Origin of the sequence: Paenibacillus sp. PSB04, from assembly GCF_025809195.1 — a bacterium.
GTDB classification, from domain to species: Bacteria; Bacillota; Bacilli; order Paenibacillales; family Paenibacillaceae; genus Paenibacillus_AQ; species Paenibacillus_AQ favisporus.
In genome coordinates this window covers 1,125,363-1,140,960 of record NZ_CP081301.1, presented here as the reverse complement: position 1 = coordinate 1,140,960, position 15,598 = coordinate 1,125,363, and the positions used below count along the sequence as shown (strand labels likewise).

Genomic DNA, 15,598 nt, shown 5'->3' with positions numbered 1-15,598 from the left:
GTTCTTATATCCTCAGTATAGCCATCAACGCTGACAACAATATGTCAGGGTTTGGAGAGTACGGTCAAAGGAATTTGTGATCCTCGTCCCGGGGATCGATGTGGGTTTTCGGGATGGAAGCCAAAATACGGAGCATGGTGGAAATCCAATAGTGCAGCAGGCCGGGTACCGAGAGAAGCAGAATCAGCGGCGGCCGGGCCGATATGCTTCTATGATTCAAATAGAACAGCAATAGGCAGGACACCAGAACATACCATACAAGTGGCAGTACTCCAGGCCGCGGCTTCCAATAAGCTGCGACTAACCTGGAAACGGCTTGCAAAAGCAGCGAGTAGCACAAAATCGAAACAGCGTTCAGGAACAACATGACCGTGACGATATCCTGAAACAAGGGAAACTCGTGCTCCGGACCGTACCATGGCCAGAAGGCAAGCAGGCCGAAAGCGCACAAGGCCAGAGACAGGCCTGTCCACAATACATAACAAAACCGAATCATGCGGAACCCTCCCTGAAAAGGTAAATATACACAGGGATCGGGCCCTTTACTGGACGACCCCGTGTATCAAGCGGAACCATTCACAGCTGCTCATTTGGAGGCGAGAGAAGTTTTTTAAAATAAGCTTCGACTTCGGCAGCGACCTCTTCCGGTCCTTTGGAGCCGTCCACTTCAATGAGGGGTAGTCCCCGTTCCTTTGCAGACTGTCTGTACTGCTCGGCCCACAGCAGGTCACGTTCGATGTGGTTCTGCTGGGCAAGCTCGGGGTCATCCAGAACTTCGGCACGCCGCTGCCCCTTGAGACGCCGATGATGGGAATCCCTTTGGAAGGGTTCGCTCGGCACCATCCATATGGCTCGTTGGGGATCTGGTAATAAAGGGAGGAGCGCTTCCGGAAAAAAGCCGGGTCCCTCTGCGATGATGGGACGATCCGCGGATATGGCACGCAAATCTTCAATAACCATGGGAAGCCGTTCCAACCAAACCGATTTTCCACTGGCAGCCATTTCCGCTGGCGTGCATGACAGCCATAACCATTCCAGAAACGCCTTCTCATCCAAATCCGCGAGTTTGGTTCCTAACGCGAACAATGCGGGATGCCGCTCAGGATCCGCGCGACGGATATGATCCATTTCATATCGGTCGAAGTGGTATACCTGTAACTGGTATGTTGAGCCAAGCAGGCCTGCAACCGTCGTTTTACCACAATCCGGAGGGCCGCCGATCCAAAGAATATGCGACAAGGCTATTGCTTCCTTATTCACGAATGCAGCGATCATCATCACCTCTTTTTCATGGAGAGTTGTCAGAATGAAGTGTCTGATATGCGATTCTACAGTTTATTGAAATCCAGTTATTGGGATTTTTGGGGCAGATGCCTCCACATTAACATGTTATTGGGGAGCGATGCAAAAGCAGTGGAGTTCAACTTTTTTGCCTCTGCGTAGTCGGTTTAATACCGAGCTGAGATAACGTGCTAAACAAAAGGATGTGCATATATTGTTGCGCAGGGCTGAGCCGCTGTTTACGCAAAGAACGATGCGGTATAATGGGAAAATAATGGGAAAGACACGATACAGAAAGGAGCCTGCCACTGTGAAAATAGGTCAGCTATCCAAAGCAACCGGCGTCAGCGCACGATCGATCAGGTATTACGAGAAGCAAAAGCTGCTTACGGCAAAGCGTTTGGACAATGAATACCGGGAGTTCGACGAGGTTGACATCAAGCGGGTCCAAACGATCCAGATTTATTTGGAGCTTGGGATGTCGACGAAGGAAATTCTTGAAATTTTGAAGTGTCATGACGATATCAATGCTTATACTGGCAGCGACGGATTTTGTGATGAAATGCTCGAAGCCTACGAGGGCAAACGCGAAGAAATTTCCGGGCAAATTCAATCGCTCATGGCCGTTCAGCGGCGGCTGGACCAACGCATCGAACAAATGAGAGAGCAGCGGGTCTTTGTCAACAAGGAGGGCGGCGCTGCCGAAGAGATCAGCTCACTTGGAGAAGCATCGATAAGATAAGCGGAAAATCATCGAGAGAAGCCCGGTCCACCAGGTGGACCGGGCTATTCGGCCAGGCTCGGACGCTTGCCGAGGGCTGACATTTTACTTTTGCCTCTTTTGCAGTATTTCGGTAAGAAAAGAAAATCCGTCCGCACCATGCCCGTCGTCGATCGCGCGCAGGGCGATGTCGTTAGCGGCCGTTAGTACGCTGGTATCGATCTCATGGGAAAGTGCAGTTTCAATAATGTGCTTCATGCCTGCGGCTGCCGAAAGCAGGTTGGAGCCGTGTCCGGGATATTGCCTATTGTCGACTTGCTCAGCCAGTCCGGCCATAATATTCGGAAGAATGCTGCTGATTCCTTGAGCAAAAGGAAGAAGTTCCTTCGCACTGATGTTTTCCGATTTCGCCAAGGTCAGGGCATGAGTATATCCGCTGATGGACGTCCAGTAAATATCCAGGAGCGACACATCGTAGGCTGCGGCCCGGCCGGGATCTTCCCCGAGGTATGAGGAAGTGCCTCCGATGCTTGCCAAGGTATGGCGATGGGCTTGGTAGACGGACTCCGACCCGCTGTACAAAACCACAGCCGAGCCCTGGCCGATCGTTGTCGTCGGTGTCATGATTGCCCCGTCAAGGTAGTGAATTTCGTGTTCTGCCGCCCATTCGGCGGTTTGGCGTGCGCGAAACGGTGTGTCTGCGGTCAGATTCACCAAGGTACGCCCTTTCAGTGCGTCGCCCAGTGGGCGGATGATAGCATGGACGGCGTCATAATCAAGGACGCACACGATGACCAGCGGACTGGCCAGAGCGGCTTCAGCGGCCGTCCCGGCAAGACTTGCACCCTGCGCGACGAGCGCATCGGCTTTGCCGGCAGACCGGTTCCAGACCGTGGTTGGATGCCCGGCTTTCAGGAAGGCCCCGGCCAGCGCACGACCCATGGGGCCAAGACCGAGAATCGTCACCGGTGCCCGGGATTCTTCGCTGGGATGGCTGTGCTGAACAGGATTATTGGCTGTCAATGGAATTCCTCCTTTTTTATATCCCCATTCTATTCCGGTTGAGGTGATGCGGCAGGCGGTCAGTCAGATAGGGGATGCTGTATCATCTCGATGATCCTGGTGAGGCCGTCGGTACCGTGACCTTCCGCTACTCCCCTGTCGATCAGGGCCTGCATCGGCGTGATAAGCTCCGTGCTGATCCCCAGCTCTCTGGAGGCGGCGATGAAATTGACGAACCCCGTCTGGTTGATATAGAGGCTGGATACATCTGTTCGATGATCGTTGGCATCCACCGCTTGTGCAATCCGAGGCATGGAGGCCGACATGGCCGAAAGCCAGGGAACCACAAGCGGCGTGAACGATTCGGCTTGAACTCCTACCGAGCGGATCATGGCTATAGCATGGAAAAGGCCGCCGTACATCCCGTACATAACGCTCAGCAGCGCCAAGTCGTAGAGAGGGGCAAGTCCGGGATCGCCGCCGAGGTACTTCGTGCCCCCCAGTTTTTCCAAAGCAGGCTGCCAGGCTTCGAAAGCACTAGACGAACCGCTGTACAGGACAAACGCTCCGGAGGTTCCGATCATTTGTGGCACAGCCATGATGCCGCCGTCCAAATATTCAGCGCCGTGCTCGGCTGTCCATGCGGCCGTCTGCCGGGCTTGTGCCGGCGATCCGTTGGTGAGGTTCACCACCGTCCGTCCGGCAAGCACATCACCCGCCTGCTCGAGGATTTCCTGCACGGCTGCATAATCCAGCACGCAGATTAGAATCAGTGGACTGGCCGCAATGGCTTCAGCGACCGTGCGAGCAGACACCGCGCCTTCCGCCGCGAGTGTTTCGGCTCTACCGGGCGTGCGGTTCCAGACGGTGGTCCGGCGGCCCTCCTTCAGAAAGGCTTGGGCCAGCGCCGACCCCATCATGCCTAGTCCGATGACGCTCACCGGTTTAAGATGCCCCTCAGTTTGTTTCCATTCCTGCCCTAGCGGATTCCCTTGTTTATTTTCCCTCATAGGATGTTCTCATCTCCTTTCCTACCCATCTTAAAAGGTTGACACAGTGTCAAAGTCAATGCGTATTTTTCACGATTTTATAAATGCGAAGCTTTGGCTCAAGGCACGGACGAATTGGCGATAGGATTGTTTTTAATGGGAAAAGTCATCTTTTTGTTATATCCCAGTTATTGACAACGGGCGCGTGGAGGTTTTACAATGAATCAACGGAATGTTAGTGACTACTAACATCATCCGGATGACGACTCCAAAGGATGCTGACACAATGACGGAATCAACGACCAACCGGGACAGACTGATGCTGACCGCGATTGACCTGATGGCCGAGAAGGGATATCAGGGAGTAACCACGAAGGAAATTGCCGCAGCGGCGGGAGTGAGCGAGATGACGCTGTTCCGTCAATTCGGCACCAAGCTGCAGCTGCTGGAACAGGCGATCGACCGTTTTCATTATGCGGGCGAGATGGAGGAACTGTTTTCCACCCGGCTGACATGGAGCTTGCGTGAAGATCTGCTGCGGATAACCCGTGCCTACCATGACATCATGGATCGGAACCGGAAGCTGGTGCTGGTCATGCTGCGCAGTGCGGAGCTGTCCGATCTGCGCGACCGGGCCCAGGATCATCCGCGGCAGCTGCAGCAGCTGCTGACGGCGTATTTCCAGGAAATGCAAAGGCAGGGGAAGGTGAAGGCCATAGATTCCGAGGCGCAGGCTATGGCGTTTATGTGGATGAATTACGGTGCCTTCATTTCCCGTCTGCATAACGCGGATTTGATTACAGCCGTGTCCCAGGAGCAGTTTCTGCAGACGAGCATCGCATTGTTCGTCGATGCCCTCACTCCGATAAACGAACGGATTAAAGAGCGGTAGAGAGGGGAGCGGGCGAATGGATGCTCGATCGGCTGGGACAGGCCAGGCAACTATTTTTACATTGCGAGGAGCGGTGACAATGAGCAAATCAACAAGCAAGCTGGCGGTACCCACTGCGGATGATGCAGCGAAGCCCGTGGGATTGACCGCCGCTGCCGGGTTTCAGGTCGGCGTCCGGAGAACGTTTCCGGTATCACGGGAGGCGACGTGGTCGCTGCTGACTTCCCCGGAGGGTATGATGGTATGGCTTGGAAAACTTCCGGCCCTTGAATTCAAGCCGGGAACGACGTATACGTCCAAGGAAGGAAACCACGGCGAGATTCGGGTCGTCAAACCCGGGGAGCAAATCCGCTTGACCTGGCAGCGGCCCGGCTGGCCCCATCCTTCCACGGTCCAGATCCGCTTGCTGGAGGCCAAGACGGGAACGACGATCAGCTTCCATCAGGAAAAGCTGACGGATATGCAGCAGCGTGAGCAGATGAAGGCATATTGGGAGGAGGCAGCGGACCACATCCGGCAGCAGCTGGCTGCAGACTGATCGAAAGCATGGCCTCAACGAATTGATCATTGAGTAAAACTCCGCCACTTGAATCGCTTGATTGAATCGAAGAATCCGTTTGGCCGGTAAGACGACTTGGAGTGTTGATTTCCTCCTCCGCTGCGGCTTACTATAATAACTTCAGGAGGAGGTCTGCTGATGGCTGAGCTGAAGGCAGTATACAATGAGGAATTTTTGCGGGGGTTCGGGGCGAAAGTTCATACGGCCCACGCCGCGTTTGATACAGATAAGTTTGTCAAAGATGTCATGGACGACACATGGCAGGAACTTGAGCTGAAAGCCCGTATGCGGCGGATCAGCGAAAAGCTGGGCGATCACTTGCCCGCCCGATATGAAGAGGCGCTGGAGGTGCTCTTCGCGATCGACGAACACTGTGCGGGGTTTCCGTACCTGTTCTTTCCCGATTTCGTGGAAGTGTTCGGGCAGGCGCCGGAGCACTGGGACCTTTCAATGAAGGCCCTCGAGCGCTTCACGTCCAAATCGTCGGCGGAGTTTGCCGTCAGGCCCTTTCTGCTGCGGGACCCGGAACGGATGATGCGCCAGATGACGGCTTGGGCGCAGCATCCGGACGAACATGTCCGGCGTCTGGCCAGCGAAGGCAGCCGGCCGCGGCTGCCGTGGGGACAGGCCCTGCCGATGTTCAAGAAGGATCCGGCGCCGGTGTTGCCCGTGCTGGAGCTGCTGAAGCAGGACCCGTCGCTCTATGTCCGCAAGAGCGTCGCCAACAACCTGAACGACATCGCGAAGGACCATTCTGACGTGGTGCTGGAGACGGCGCGGCGCTGGAAAGGTACTCATCCGCATACCGATTGGATTATCCGCCACGGCTGCCGGACCTTGATCAAGAAGTCCCATGCGGAAGCGATGGCTCTGTTCGGCTATGCGGAGTCATCTGCGGAGGAACCGCTGGCGTCCGCCGCTTCGCTGACGGTAGAGCCGTCCGAGGTCGCGGTCGGGGGCAGCACAGAGCTTCACTACGAGATCCGCGTGCGGGACGGGCAGCCGGCCCATATCCGGGTGGAATACGGGATCGACTTTGTCAAAGCCCGCGGCAAAATATCACGCAAAGCGTTTTTGCTGTCGGATAAGACCGTACCCGGAGGCTCCCGCCTGTCGGGGACGCGAACCCATTCCTGGGCCGATCTGACGACGCGCCGCCATTATCCGGGCGAGCACCGGATCGTGCTGCTGGTCAACGGCCAGGAGACGGCTTCCGCCAGCCTTATGCTTACGGGCAGCGGCGGGGAGCAGCAGGCATAGGCGAAGCATGCGAAGACAAAACAAACAGGAGTACCCGAGCGGTCGTTGGACCTCAAGGGGACTCCTGTTTTTCGTGATCGGCTTGCCTTTATATAAGCAGGGAACGCTCCGGATCAATGCTGCCGCTGGTTTGAAAGAAACTGCTTCTCGTGCTGAAGCAGCCAGCTTTTACGCGTCAGTCCACCGCCGTAACCGCCCAAGTCGCCGCTCGCATTGATGACGCGGTGACAGGGGATGACAAGGGCCAGCTGGTTGGCGCCGTTGGCCTGAGCCACGGCCCGGAAAGCCTTCGGTTTGCCGAGAGCCCCGGCCAGCCCGGAGTAGGAACGGGTCTCGCCCGGCGGAATTTGCACCAGCTGCGCCCAGACCGACTTCTGGAACGGAGAGCCGATCAGATGCAGCGGTGTGGTGAATACGGACAGACTCCCGTCAAAATAAGCCGTCAGCTCCTGCTCGATGGAGCGTATGGGAGCGGTGACGCCCGGGATGATCGCCGATTTCGTCCGCTGGCGCAGCCGCTCCACTTCGCGCTCGAGGCCCCGCCGGTCCACAAACTCCAGCAGATACAGCGCCTCCTCGTCGGCGATCGCGACCATCGGGCCGAGGCGCGTATCGATCCATGCCGCGCGCAGGATGCGGCTGTCTGCGGATTTCGCCGGAGCCGCCCCCATGATGCGGGAGAAGGCGTCCCGGAATCCGCTTCCGGATTCATACCCGCTCGACAGCTGGGCGTCGATCACCGCCTGGCCGGACCGGATCTGCTTGAATGCCAGCCCCATGCGGCGGGCGCGGGCATACTCCACAAAGGTCATGCCAAACCGTTTTTTGAACTGCCTCCGCGCCGTTGAGGCATCGATGTCGAGCTCATCAAAGTCCTGTTCCTTCCACCGTTTTTCCGGATAGGTCTCGACGGCTTCGACCAGCTTCTGGACGACCGGCGAAACGTGATTCGGATGGGACAGCGGGCGGCAGCGCTGACAGGGCCGGAAAGAAGCGAGCAGCGCCTCCTGCGCGGTCTCGTAAAACTCACAGTTTTCATATTTGGGCTTTCTGGCCGGGCACGTCGGGCGGCAGAACACTCCCGTCGTTTTGACACCGACATAGAAAATCCCCTCGTACTCCGACTTTTTATCGAGCAGCGCCTGATAATACTCCATTTTATGTTCAGCCGTAATCATGACCGGCCTCCTTTTTTTCATCATCCTTTATTCTTATTATAGACCAGCCCTGCAGATCTCCGCCGCCGAAAATCGGGCACTGATTTTTAAATCATCGTTCTTTTTCAACAGGACGCCGTAATGGCGGAGCCAGCAGCCCCCATCCGTGGCTAAATTCCCGCTGCATCCCTTGTTTTAACAAAAAAAATTTGGGACAATAATAGACAGATTGCCTTTTGGATCTGGTAAAGTAGAGAGAGTATGCATTTAAAGCTTTTGAAAAGAGGAAAAACGATGAACAAACCATCCATCTATGGATTAACGTTCGATCAGCTGTCTGCATGGCTGCTTGAATATGGACATAAACCATTCCGCGCCTCTCAGGTGTGGGACTATCTATATGTACAACGGGTCACCGATTTTGCCGATATGACGGATGCCAATCCGGACTGCGTGAAGCTGCTTGCGGAGCATTACGTTATCCAGACGCTCGAAGAGCATGTGAAACAGGAGTCGGCCGACGGGACGGTCAAGTTTCTGTTCCGATTGCAGGACGGCAACCTGATCGAGACGGTGCTGATGCGCCATAAGTTCGGCCTTTCCGTCTGCGTGACGACCCAGGTCGGCTGCAACATCGGCTGCAGCTTCTGCGCGAGCGGACTGCTGAAGAAAAGCCGGGACCTGTCCGCCGGGGAAGTTGTGGAGCAGCTCATGAAGGTGCAGCTGTTCCTGGACCAGAACAAGCCGGGCGACCTCGTCAGCCATATTGTCGTGATGGGCATCGGGGAGCCGTTTGATAATTTCGAGAACATGGTCGACTTCATCAATGTGGTTAAGGACCGCAAAGGGCTGGCGATTGCCGGGCGCCATATTACCGTATCGACCAGCGGCCTGGCTCCAAAGATCATGGAATTTGCCGACCGCGATTTGAAGGTGAACCTGGCGATTTCGCTGCATGCGCCGAACAATGAGCTGAGAACCCGGATTATGAAGATTAACAAGGCTTATCCGATTGAGGAGGTCTTGAGGGCCATGGATTACTATCTGGCCAAAACGAAGCGCAGAGTGACGCTCGAGTATATTTTGCTCAAGGACGTCAATGACGGCAGGGAACACGCGTCTGAATTGGCGGAGCTGATCGGTGACCGCAGACAGCTGGTCAACGTCAACCTGATCCCGTACAATCCGGTCGATGAGCACAGCCAATATCAGAGAAGCGCGCAGGAGTCGATCCTGGCTTTCTATGACACGCTCAAGAAGAGCCGGGTCAGCGTCAGTGTCCGGCTGGAGCACGGAACCGATATTGACGCGGCCTGTGGACAGCTGCGCAGCAAGCAAATCCGTAAGGAAAACGGCAGAGGTGCGGGCCAGGCCAGCGCGGTAAACGGTTGAGGCCGGAAACATGAATAACACGAAAAAGCCTGCAAATCTGCAGGCTTTTTGTCATGCCTAGGGCATTTTATACGAAACAGCCCTATCCTCAACCGGTTAGCCAGCCACAGCCACGATGAATACGACCCATCCCGCCAAAAAGGCCACTCCGCCGATCGGCGTAATTGCCCCCAGCTTGCGAATGCCGGTCACGCTCAGCGCGTACAGGCTTCCCGAGAATAACAGAATTCCCGCAAACAGCAGCCATCCTGCGAGCTGGATGGTGCCCGCTTGTGCGGCGGATGGGGCATAGAGGCCCATCAACAGCAGGCCAAGTCCGTGAGCCAAATGATATTGGACTCCCGTCTGATAGGTTTTCTGCCGGTTATCGTCGAGTCTTTCCTTCAGGGCGTGCGCCCCGAATGCGCCGATGGCCACGGCCAAAAACATCATGATTCCGCCCAGAATGAGCAGCGTGTTCACATCAATCACCTCTAAGCGTCATCATACGTTCTGGCGCGGCGGCCGTCAACGACTTGGATTTGAGCTGTATTCTTAATAATACCGGCGGATATAATGATTCCGTTTTTTCTTCTTCACAAACTTGTTCATGCCGCTAGCGCCGGGTCCGCCGCCGACCGAGTCCTGCTGTCTGGTGCAGGGGCTGTCGATGGTGGAGTTGGTGCCGCTCGTGCTGTGTGTGCCGGAGCCGCTGGCAATTTGGGTGGCGGCAGCCTCCTCGCTTCCCTCCGGCATTTGAACCCGCTGGTGATTCAGAACGAAGATGGCTTCCTTCTTCCGGCGGTGCGAGCGTTTCCGCTTACCGCGGCAGGCGTGAGCGGGCTCGCGGAGGATGCTGATGTTATCGGCAGTGCCTCCGGCCCCGACGCTGACCTGCTGGTCCGTATTCGGGGAACCGATGGCCGCGTTGCTTCCCGACGCGCTGCTGTGGCCTGCACCGCTGGCGATCTGCGTCGTATTCGGGGCGTTGGTAAATTGATCGTTAATGACAAACACGAACTTATCGAACCTGCGGAGCGGAACTTTGGTCGTCAGCCGTTTTTCGCCTCGGACGATGCTGACGATGAGCTTGCCCTGTGACCGTGAACGAGAGTGCCTCTTCAGTCGTCTTGCCATATGCCGGCGGGCATAACCGCAACCGTGGCTTCTAAGATACCTCCTCATATCAACCATCCTTTGTCTGTGGTATGGTTCATCCTAGTGATGTTTGCCGGATTTTGTGAGGGACAACTGTCTTGGAGGGCCAAAAAATAGGGCGTTTGATATAGAATGAACTAAAGAAATGAATGTTATAGGCCTCTATTGGGCTGTTATAACAGGAAGATCAACCAAAACGTTAGTTCAATCGATTTAGCCGGATTTTACCCCTGGTAGGTGATTAATGCTTCTGTCGGTGATAAAATATAGCAAAACCGTCCGGTCATAGAGAACGGTCTGCCGGAAGATCTGTAGCTGAACCGTTCCGGCGTAAAGGTCCAGTCTGCCGGGGGGATCAAAGACACTTGTAAACGCTTTAATCATAAACCGTAGATTGCTTTGCCTAAAGCGCGGGCAGTCATACAGGAGAGGATGGGAATGCAATGCAGGTGAATCAAGTTCGCGAGTTGGCTGTGAAACTGAAAGAGAATATCGGGAGAGTCATTGTCGGCAAAGAGGGAGAAGTGGAGCTGCTGCTAACGGCCTTGCTGGCGTCAGGACATGTGCTGCTGGAGGATGTGCCGGGTACCGGTAAAACGCTGCTTGCCAAAAGTTTGGCGGCGTCCCTGTCGCTCAGCTTTCAACGGATTCAGTTTACCCCCGATCTGCTGCCGTCGGATTTGACGGGCATCCATTTCTACAACCAGAAGGACGGCGAGTTTCAGTTTCGCCCGGGTCCGCTGTTCTCGCGGATCGTGCTTGCGGATGAAATTAACCGGGCCACGCCCAGAACCCAGTCCAGCCTGCTGGAGTGTATGGAGGAGCGGCAGGTCAGCATTGATGGGCAGACGATGGCGCTGGAGCGGCCGTTTATGGTGCTGGCCACCCAGAACCCGGTCGACAACCAGGGCACGTTTCCGCTGCCCGAAGCCCAGATGGACCGCTTTATGATCCGCATGAAGCTGGGGTACCCATCCGCAGCGGAAGGGAAGGAGATTTTGAAGCGGACGCAGGGACCGGCCGGCTTAACGGCAGAGCGGGCCGAGCGCACGGCAACAGCCGGCGAGGTGCTGGAAGCCCAGCAGCTGTGCACGCAGGTGAACGTGAGCGAGGACTTGATGGGATACATCGTTTCCCTGGCCGAAGCGACCCGCGCCCATGCGGAAGTGGCTCTTGGCATCAGCCCCCGCGGAACCCAGGCGCTGCTGCGCGCGGCGCAGGCTTATGCTGCGATGAATGGACGGGAGTACGTACTTCCCGATGACATCAAGCATCTGCTGGAGCCGGTCTGCGCTCACAGACTGGTGCTCAAGAAGCGCTACGGCGGGCAGCATGAGGCCGCCCGGCGCATTCTGCTTGAGGTGCTGGATCAGATCGCAGTTCCCAGCGAAGCGGGACTGGAAAGCGGCGTGAGATAATGGCGATGCTGTGGCTGCTTCTGGCCTGCGGCGGCGTGTTGGTGCTGCAGGGCCTGATCCTGGGCAGGGGATCGCTGCGAAGACTGACGTACGAGCGCCATTTCAGCACGGAAACCTGTTACGTGGGAGACCGGATCGAAATGGTCGAGGTGATCGAAAACGGCAAAATGTTTCCGGTGCCCTGGCTGCGCCTGGAAGCAATGCTTCCTTCGTCCCTGATGTTTAAGCGCAGCCGGGAAACCTCAATCAGCGAGGGGAATATCTATCAGAATCATACGAGTTTATTTATGCTCCGTCCCCGGACACGGATTACCCGGACGCATCAAATCCAGTGTACCCGCCGGGGGATCTATCGGATGGACTCGGCCACGATGACCGGCGGGGACCTGTTTGCGGTCTACACCCCGTCACGGCAAATTACGCTCAGCAAACGGCTTGTTGTTTACCCGGAGCTGCTGGGCGATGACCGGCTGCCTTCCTCCTGGAAGACATGGCAGGGGGAGCTTGCGGTACGGCGCTGGGTCGTTGAGGATCCATTCCTCATTACCGGAATCCGGGAATACGCCGCGGGAGATCCGATGAACCGGATCCACTGGAAAGCCACCGCCAGAACGGGCGAGCTTCAGGTGCATAAGCACGGCTATACCGCTGATCCGCGGGTCATGATCTGCCTGAACATCGAGGTGTCCGAGCAGATGTGGAACGTGGTGACCCGGCCGGAGATGGTCGAGGATGCGCTGTCCTATGCGGCCACCTGTGCGGCTTCGCTGATCCACCAGGGTATGGCCGCCGGTTTCACCCATAATGCGTCGGTTAATCCGGAGAGCCAGGCCATGCTCCGGCTCGACCCGGATTACGGCACGGCCCATTTGGAGAACGTGCTGGAGGCGATGGCCGGTGTGGATATGAAGACGCGGATGTCATTCCACGAAATGCTGCGTCTTGAAGCGGAGCGCGAGTCGGAAGAGACGGTCGACTATCTGCTCATAACAGCCCATCTGTCGGAAGCGGTCCGGGAGAGCATCCACGGACTGGAGAACAAAGGTCACCGCGTATCGGTTGCGGAATGGCCGGATGCGAGGGAGGCGGCGGTATGATACGTCAGCAAGCGCAAGCCCGTTACCGGGGAGCCGGGGAAGCATTATACTTCTCGCTGCTAGAGTCCGCCTCGCTGTACCCTGTGGCCGTGCTGCTTGCGGCATATGCGCTGCCGCTCCATCCGCTGCTCATCTGGCTGCTTGCCGGGGTTGTTCACGCTGCAGGCGTGCTGGCCGGCCGGGAGCAGTCCCGCAGCGGGGGCGGCCGCCTGTGGACGCCGATCCCGCTGGCGGCCGCGGTCCTGCTGCCCCTGGCCGTGTTCGGGCTGCGGCTCGCCGCGGCGCTGGCCGCTGTGGCTCTGCTGGCGGCTGCGATCCGCGGGCTGATTGCCGGGCGCAAGCAGTGGTGGAAGACAGCAGTGCAGCGGCTGCCGCTGATCGGCCTTGGCGCCTCGCTTGTGCTCTACATTACGGCCGGCCAGGTCAGCGCCCTTCATCCGCACCGCACGTCGCTGTACGTGATGGCGATGATTACGCTGTTCGCCCTCCTGCTGCGCATGAACGGCGAGCGGGTCCGGGACGCCTCGCACGCCGAGCAGGCCGACCGTCAGCTGTTCGGCCGGATCCTGACAGCAAACCGCTCGATGACGTGGATCGTCATTGCCGTTATCGCCCTGCTCAGCGGATGGAAGGGCCTTGGAGCGATCTTCCTCTTCCTGCGGGACGGCCTCCGGTCTCTCCTCCAAGGCTTGGGAGGAGACGGACAGTCTGTGGAACAGCCTCCGCAAGCACCGGCCGATCCAATGATGCCCGATCTGTCCGGAATGGATCAGGGTCCGGTACAGCACCCAATGTGGCTGAAAGTCATAGGCTATGTCGTCCTGGGCATTCTTTGCCTGGCTGCCCTTGTTTTGCTGGGGATGCTGCTGTATAAGCTGTTCCGGCGCTGGCTTCCGGAGCGCATCCGAAGCTGGGTCCGGCGCCTCGCTTACCGGCTCGGGCTGCTGCGCCAGATCCGGCACATTTCCGAGGAGACGGCGGACTTTGTGGATGAGGTCGAGCGAATCGACCGCGTTGCCACCAAGCCCCGCCGATTCCGCCGCTTCCGCAAGGAACCGGATATCAGCGGCAGCGACCCGCGTCAGGCTTACGAGAGCCTGATCCGCCGTGCGGTCAAGAAAGGATTCGCGTTCCGGGCGAGCCGTACGCCTGCGGAGAACGGCGCCGAGCTTGCGGCGGGAGAGAGCTTCACCGGCATGGCGCCGGAAGCGGTCCATACGCTCATCGAGCGGTATAACGCCGTGCGGTACGGCGGGAAAAAGGAGCAGTAGAAGCCCTGCTCCGGCCAGCATGATGCCGTACACTTTTGGTCGTGAAGGTCCCCTAATGGGGGCCTTTTTTGTGTTCTTGGACTTCCAATAGTTACGCCGAGGTAACTTCATTACGATAAAGTGCCTACTTACGCAAGCGAAATAGAGCTACTACAATGGGGTTGTGGTTCACGAACCAAATCGATCATAAAGGAGACAAACGCACTATGGAACTTCAACTGGCACTTGATCTTGTCGATATTCCCGGAGCTAAGGAAATCGTAAACGAGGTTGCTGAATATATAGACATCGTGGAAATTGGAACGCCGATCGTCATCAATGAGGGGCTTCGGGCGGTGAAAGAACTGAAAGAAGCTTTCCCTTCCCTGCGCGTGCTGGCAGACCTGAAAATCATGGACGCCGGCGGATACGAAGTCATGAAGGCATCCGAGGCCGGGGCGAGCATTATTACCGTGCTCGGCGTCTCAGACGATTCCACCATCCGCGGAGCCGTGGAAGAAGCTAGAAAGCAAAACACAAAAGTCATGGTCGATATGATCAATGTGAAGGATATTGAACAGCGCGCCAAGGAAATTGACCAAATGGGCGTGGATTATATCTGCGTGCATTCAGGGTACGATCATCAGGCGGCAGGCATCAGCTCCTTTGAAGATCTGCTGACGATCAAACGGGTGGTGAACCGCGCCAAGACGGCCATTGCCGGCGGGATCAAGCTGAGTACGCTGCCTCAGGTGATTGCGGCCGGCCCGGATCTGGTTATTGTGGGCGGGGGAATCACCGGTCAGGATGACAAGCGGGCTGCGGCATCGCAGATGAAGCAGCTGGTCAGTCAGGTCTAAGATGAACACGGCCGATTATGCCCTCGAAATTACGAAGGAGCTGCAGCGATCGATTGCCCGTATCTCGAATGGAGAAGCGGACCAGTTGGCTGACATGATTCTTGAAGCCGGAACTGTATTTGTGGCGGGAGCCGGCAGGTCGGGCCTGATGGGCCGGGCGCTGGCCATGCGGTTAATGCATCTCGGAATTACCGCATATGTGGTCGGCGAGACAGTGACACCCGGAATCGGCCCGGGGGACCTGCTTGTCATCGGGTCCGGGTCAGGCGAGACGCAAAGCTTGGTCACGATGGCCAGGAAAGCCAAGGAGATCGGAGCAGCGGTCGTCACCGCAACCATTCACCCGGACTCCACGCTGGGCCGGTTGTCCGATTTCCCGGTCTGTCTTCCGGGTACGCCGAAGGAACAGCAGGCAGCGGGCAGCGGAGAAAAGGTGACCATACAGCCGATGGGATCGCTGTTTGAGCAAACCTTGATCATTTTGTACGATGCCGTCGTTCTCCGCTTGATGGAGCAGCGGGGTCAAGATTCCTCCCAGATGTTCGGCAGACACGCCAACCTGGAGTAAAGCTTCACCTGAAAA

17 protein-coding genes are annotated in these 15,598 nt (G+C 57.0%); 10 read left to right on the top strand and 7 right to left on the bottom strand.

The window, feature by feature from the left end:
- Positions 1-64: 64 nt before the first annotated feature.
- Positions 65-496, bottom strand: coding sequence for a hypothetical protein (locus K2F33_RS05635; RefSeq protein ID WP_263881218.1), 432 nt, complete (start codon positions 494-496; stop codon positions 65-67).
- 80 nt (positions 497-576) lie between these two features.
- Positions 577-1,278: a hypothetical protein gene (locus tag K2F33_RS05630; RefSeq protein WP_263881217.1), complete on the bottom strand. Its 702-nt coding sequence runs from the start codon at positions 1,276-1,278 to the stop codon at positions 577-579.
- A gap of 313 nt (positions 1,279-1,591) precedes the next feature.
- On the opposite strand from K2F33_RS05630, the gene K2F33_RS05625 reads away from it, so the two are divergent.
- Positions 1,592-2,023, top strand: coding sequence for a MerR family transcriptional regulator (locus tag K2F33_RS05625; protein WP_263881216.1), 432 nt, complete (start codon positions 1,592-1,594; stop codon positions 2,021-2,023).
- A gap of 84 nt (positions 2,024-2,107) precedes the next feature.
- Here K2F33_RS05625 and K2F33_RS05620 read toward each other — a convergent pair whose 3' ends face one another.
- Entirely contained in the window at positions 2,108-3,025 is a 918-nt protein-coding gene (locus K2F33_RS05620) for an NAD(P)-dependent oxidoreductase (RefSeq protein ID WP_263881215.1), read from the bottom strand.
- A 59-nt stretch (positions 3,026-3,084) separates the two neighbouring features.
- On the bottom strand, positions 3,085-4,014 hold the full coding sequence (locus K2F33_RS05615) for an NAD(P)-dependent oxidoreductase (RefSeq protein WP_263881214.1): 930 nt from the start codon (positions 4,012-4,014) through the stop codon (positions 3,085-3,087).
- Between the two features lie 265 nt (positions 4,015-4,279).
- Here K2F33_RS05615 and K2F33_RS05610 point away from each other — a divergent pair, with 265 nt between their 5' ends.
- From K2F33_RS05610 to K2F33_RS05600, 3 genes are all read left to right on the top strand, one after another.
- Complete coding sequence (locus K2F33_RS05610; RefSeq protein ID WP_263881213.1) at positions 4,280-4,885, top strand: TetR/AcrR family transcriptional regulator; 606 nt, start codon at positions 4,280-4,282, stop codon at positions 4,883-4,885.
- A 79-nt stretch (positions 4,886-4,964) separates the two neighbouring features.
- Positions 4,965-5,423, top strand: a complete 459-nt coding sequence (locus tag K2F33_RS05605) for an SRPBCC family protein (protein WP_089549582.1) — start codon at positions 4,965-4,967, stop codon at positions 5,421-5,423.
- A gap of 159 nt (positions 5,424-5,582) precedes the next feature.
- Positions 5,583-6,704 (top strand): DNA alkylation repair protein, encoded by a 1,122-nt coding sequence (locus K2F33_RS05600; protein WP_263881212.1) that lies wholly within the window; start codon positions 5,583-5,585, stop codon positions 6,702-6,704.
- A 113-nt stretch (positions 6,705-6,817) separates the two neighbouring features.
- Here the strand turns inward: K2F33_RS05600 and K2F33_RS05595 are convergent, their stop codons facing one another.
- Complete coding sequence (locus tag K2F33_RS05595) at positions 6,818-7,882, bottom strand: bifunctional transcriptional activator/DNA repair enzyme AdaA (RefSeq protein WP_076172150.1); 1,065 nt, start codon at positions 7,880-7,882, stop codon at positions 6,818-6,820.
- Between the two features lie 273 nt (positions 7,883-8,155).
- Here K2F33_RS05595 and rlmN point away from each other — a divergent pair, with 273 nt between their 5' ends.
- On the top strand, positions 8,156-9,253 hold the full coding sequence (rlmN, locus tag K2F33_RS05590; RefSeq protein WP_263881211.1) for a dual-specificity RNA methyltransferase RlmN: 1,098 nt from the start codon (positions 8,156-8,158) through the stop codon (positions 9,251-9,253).
- 96 nt (positions 9,254-9,349) lie between these two features.
- On the opposite strand, the gene K2F33_RS05585 is transcribed toward rlmN, so the two are convergent.
- Entirely contained in the window at positions 9,350-9,715 is a 366-nt protein-coding gene (locus tag K2F33_RS05585) for a DUF423 domain-containing protein (RefSeq protein WP_076172146.1), read from the bottom strand.
- Positions 9,716-9,787: 72 nt separating this feature from the next.
- Positions 9,788-10,417, bottom strand: a complete 630-nt coding sequence (locus tag K2F33_RS05580) for a hypothetical protein (RefSeq protein WP_263881210.1) — start codon at positions 10,415-10,417, stop codon at positions 9,788-9,790.
- Positions 10,418-10,833: 416 nt separating this feature from the next.
- Between K2F33_RS05580 and K2F33_RS05575 the strand changes: the two genes are divergently transcribed.
- From K2F33_RS05575 to hxlB, 5 genes are all read left to right on the top strand, one after another.
- Complete coding sequence (locus tag K2F33_RS05575) at positions 10,834-11,808, top strand: AAA family ATPase (protein ID WP_263881209.1); 975 nt, start codon at positions 10,834-10,836, stop codon at positions 11,806-11,808.
- Positions 11,809-11,813: 5 nt separating this feature from the next.
- Positions 11,814-12,905 (top strand): DUF58 domain-containing protein, encoded by a 1,092-nt coding sequence (locus K2F33_RS05570; protein ID WP_244169304.1) that lies wholly within the window; start codon positions 11,814-11,816, stop codon positions 12,903-12,905.
- Complete coding sequence (locus tag K2F33_RS05565; protein WP_263881208.1) at positions 12,902-14,176, top strand: DUF4129 domain-containing protein; 1,275 nt, start codon at positions 12,902-12,904, stop codon at positions 14,174-14,176. The genes K2F33_RS05570 and K2F33_RS05565 overlap by 4 nt, the downstream gene beginning before the upstream one ends.
- Positions 14,177-14,382: 206 nt before the next feature.
- A complete protein-coding gene (hxlA, locus tag K2F33_RS05560; protein ID WP_089549588.1) occupies positions 14,383-15,015 on the top strand; it encodes a 3-hexulose-6-phosphate synthase in 633 nt (210 codons plus the stop codon).
- 1 nt (position 15,016) lies between these two features.
- Positions 15,017-15,583: a 6-phospho-3-hexuloisomerase gene (gene hxlB / locus K2F33_RS05555; protein WP_076172134.1), complete on the top strand. Its 567-nt coding sequence runs from the start codon at positions 15,017-15,019 to the stop codon at positions 15,581-15,583.
- Positions 15,584-15,598: the final 15 nt, after the last annotated feature.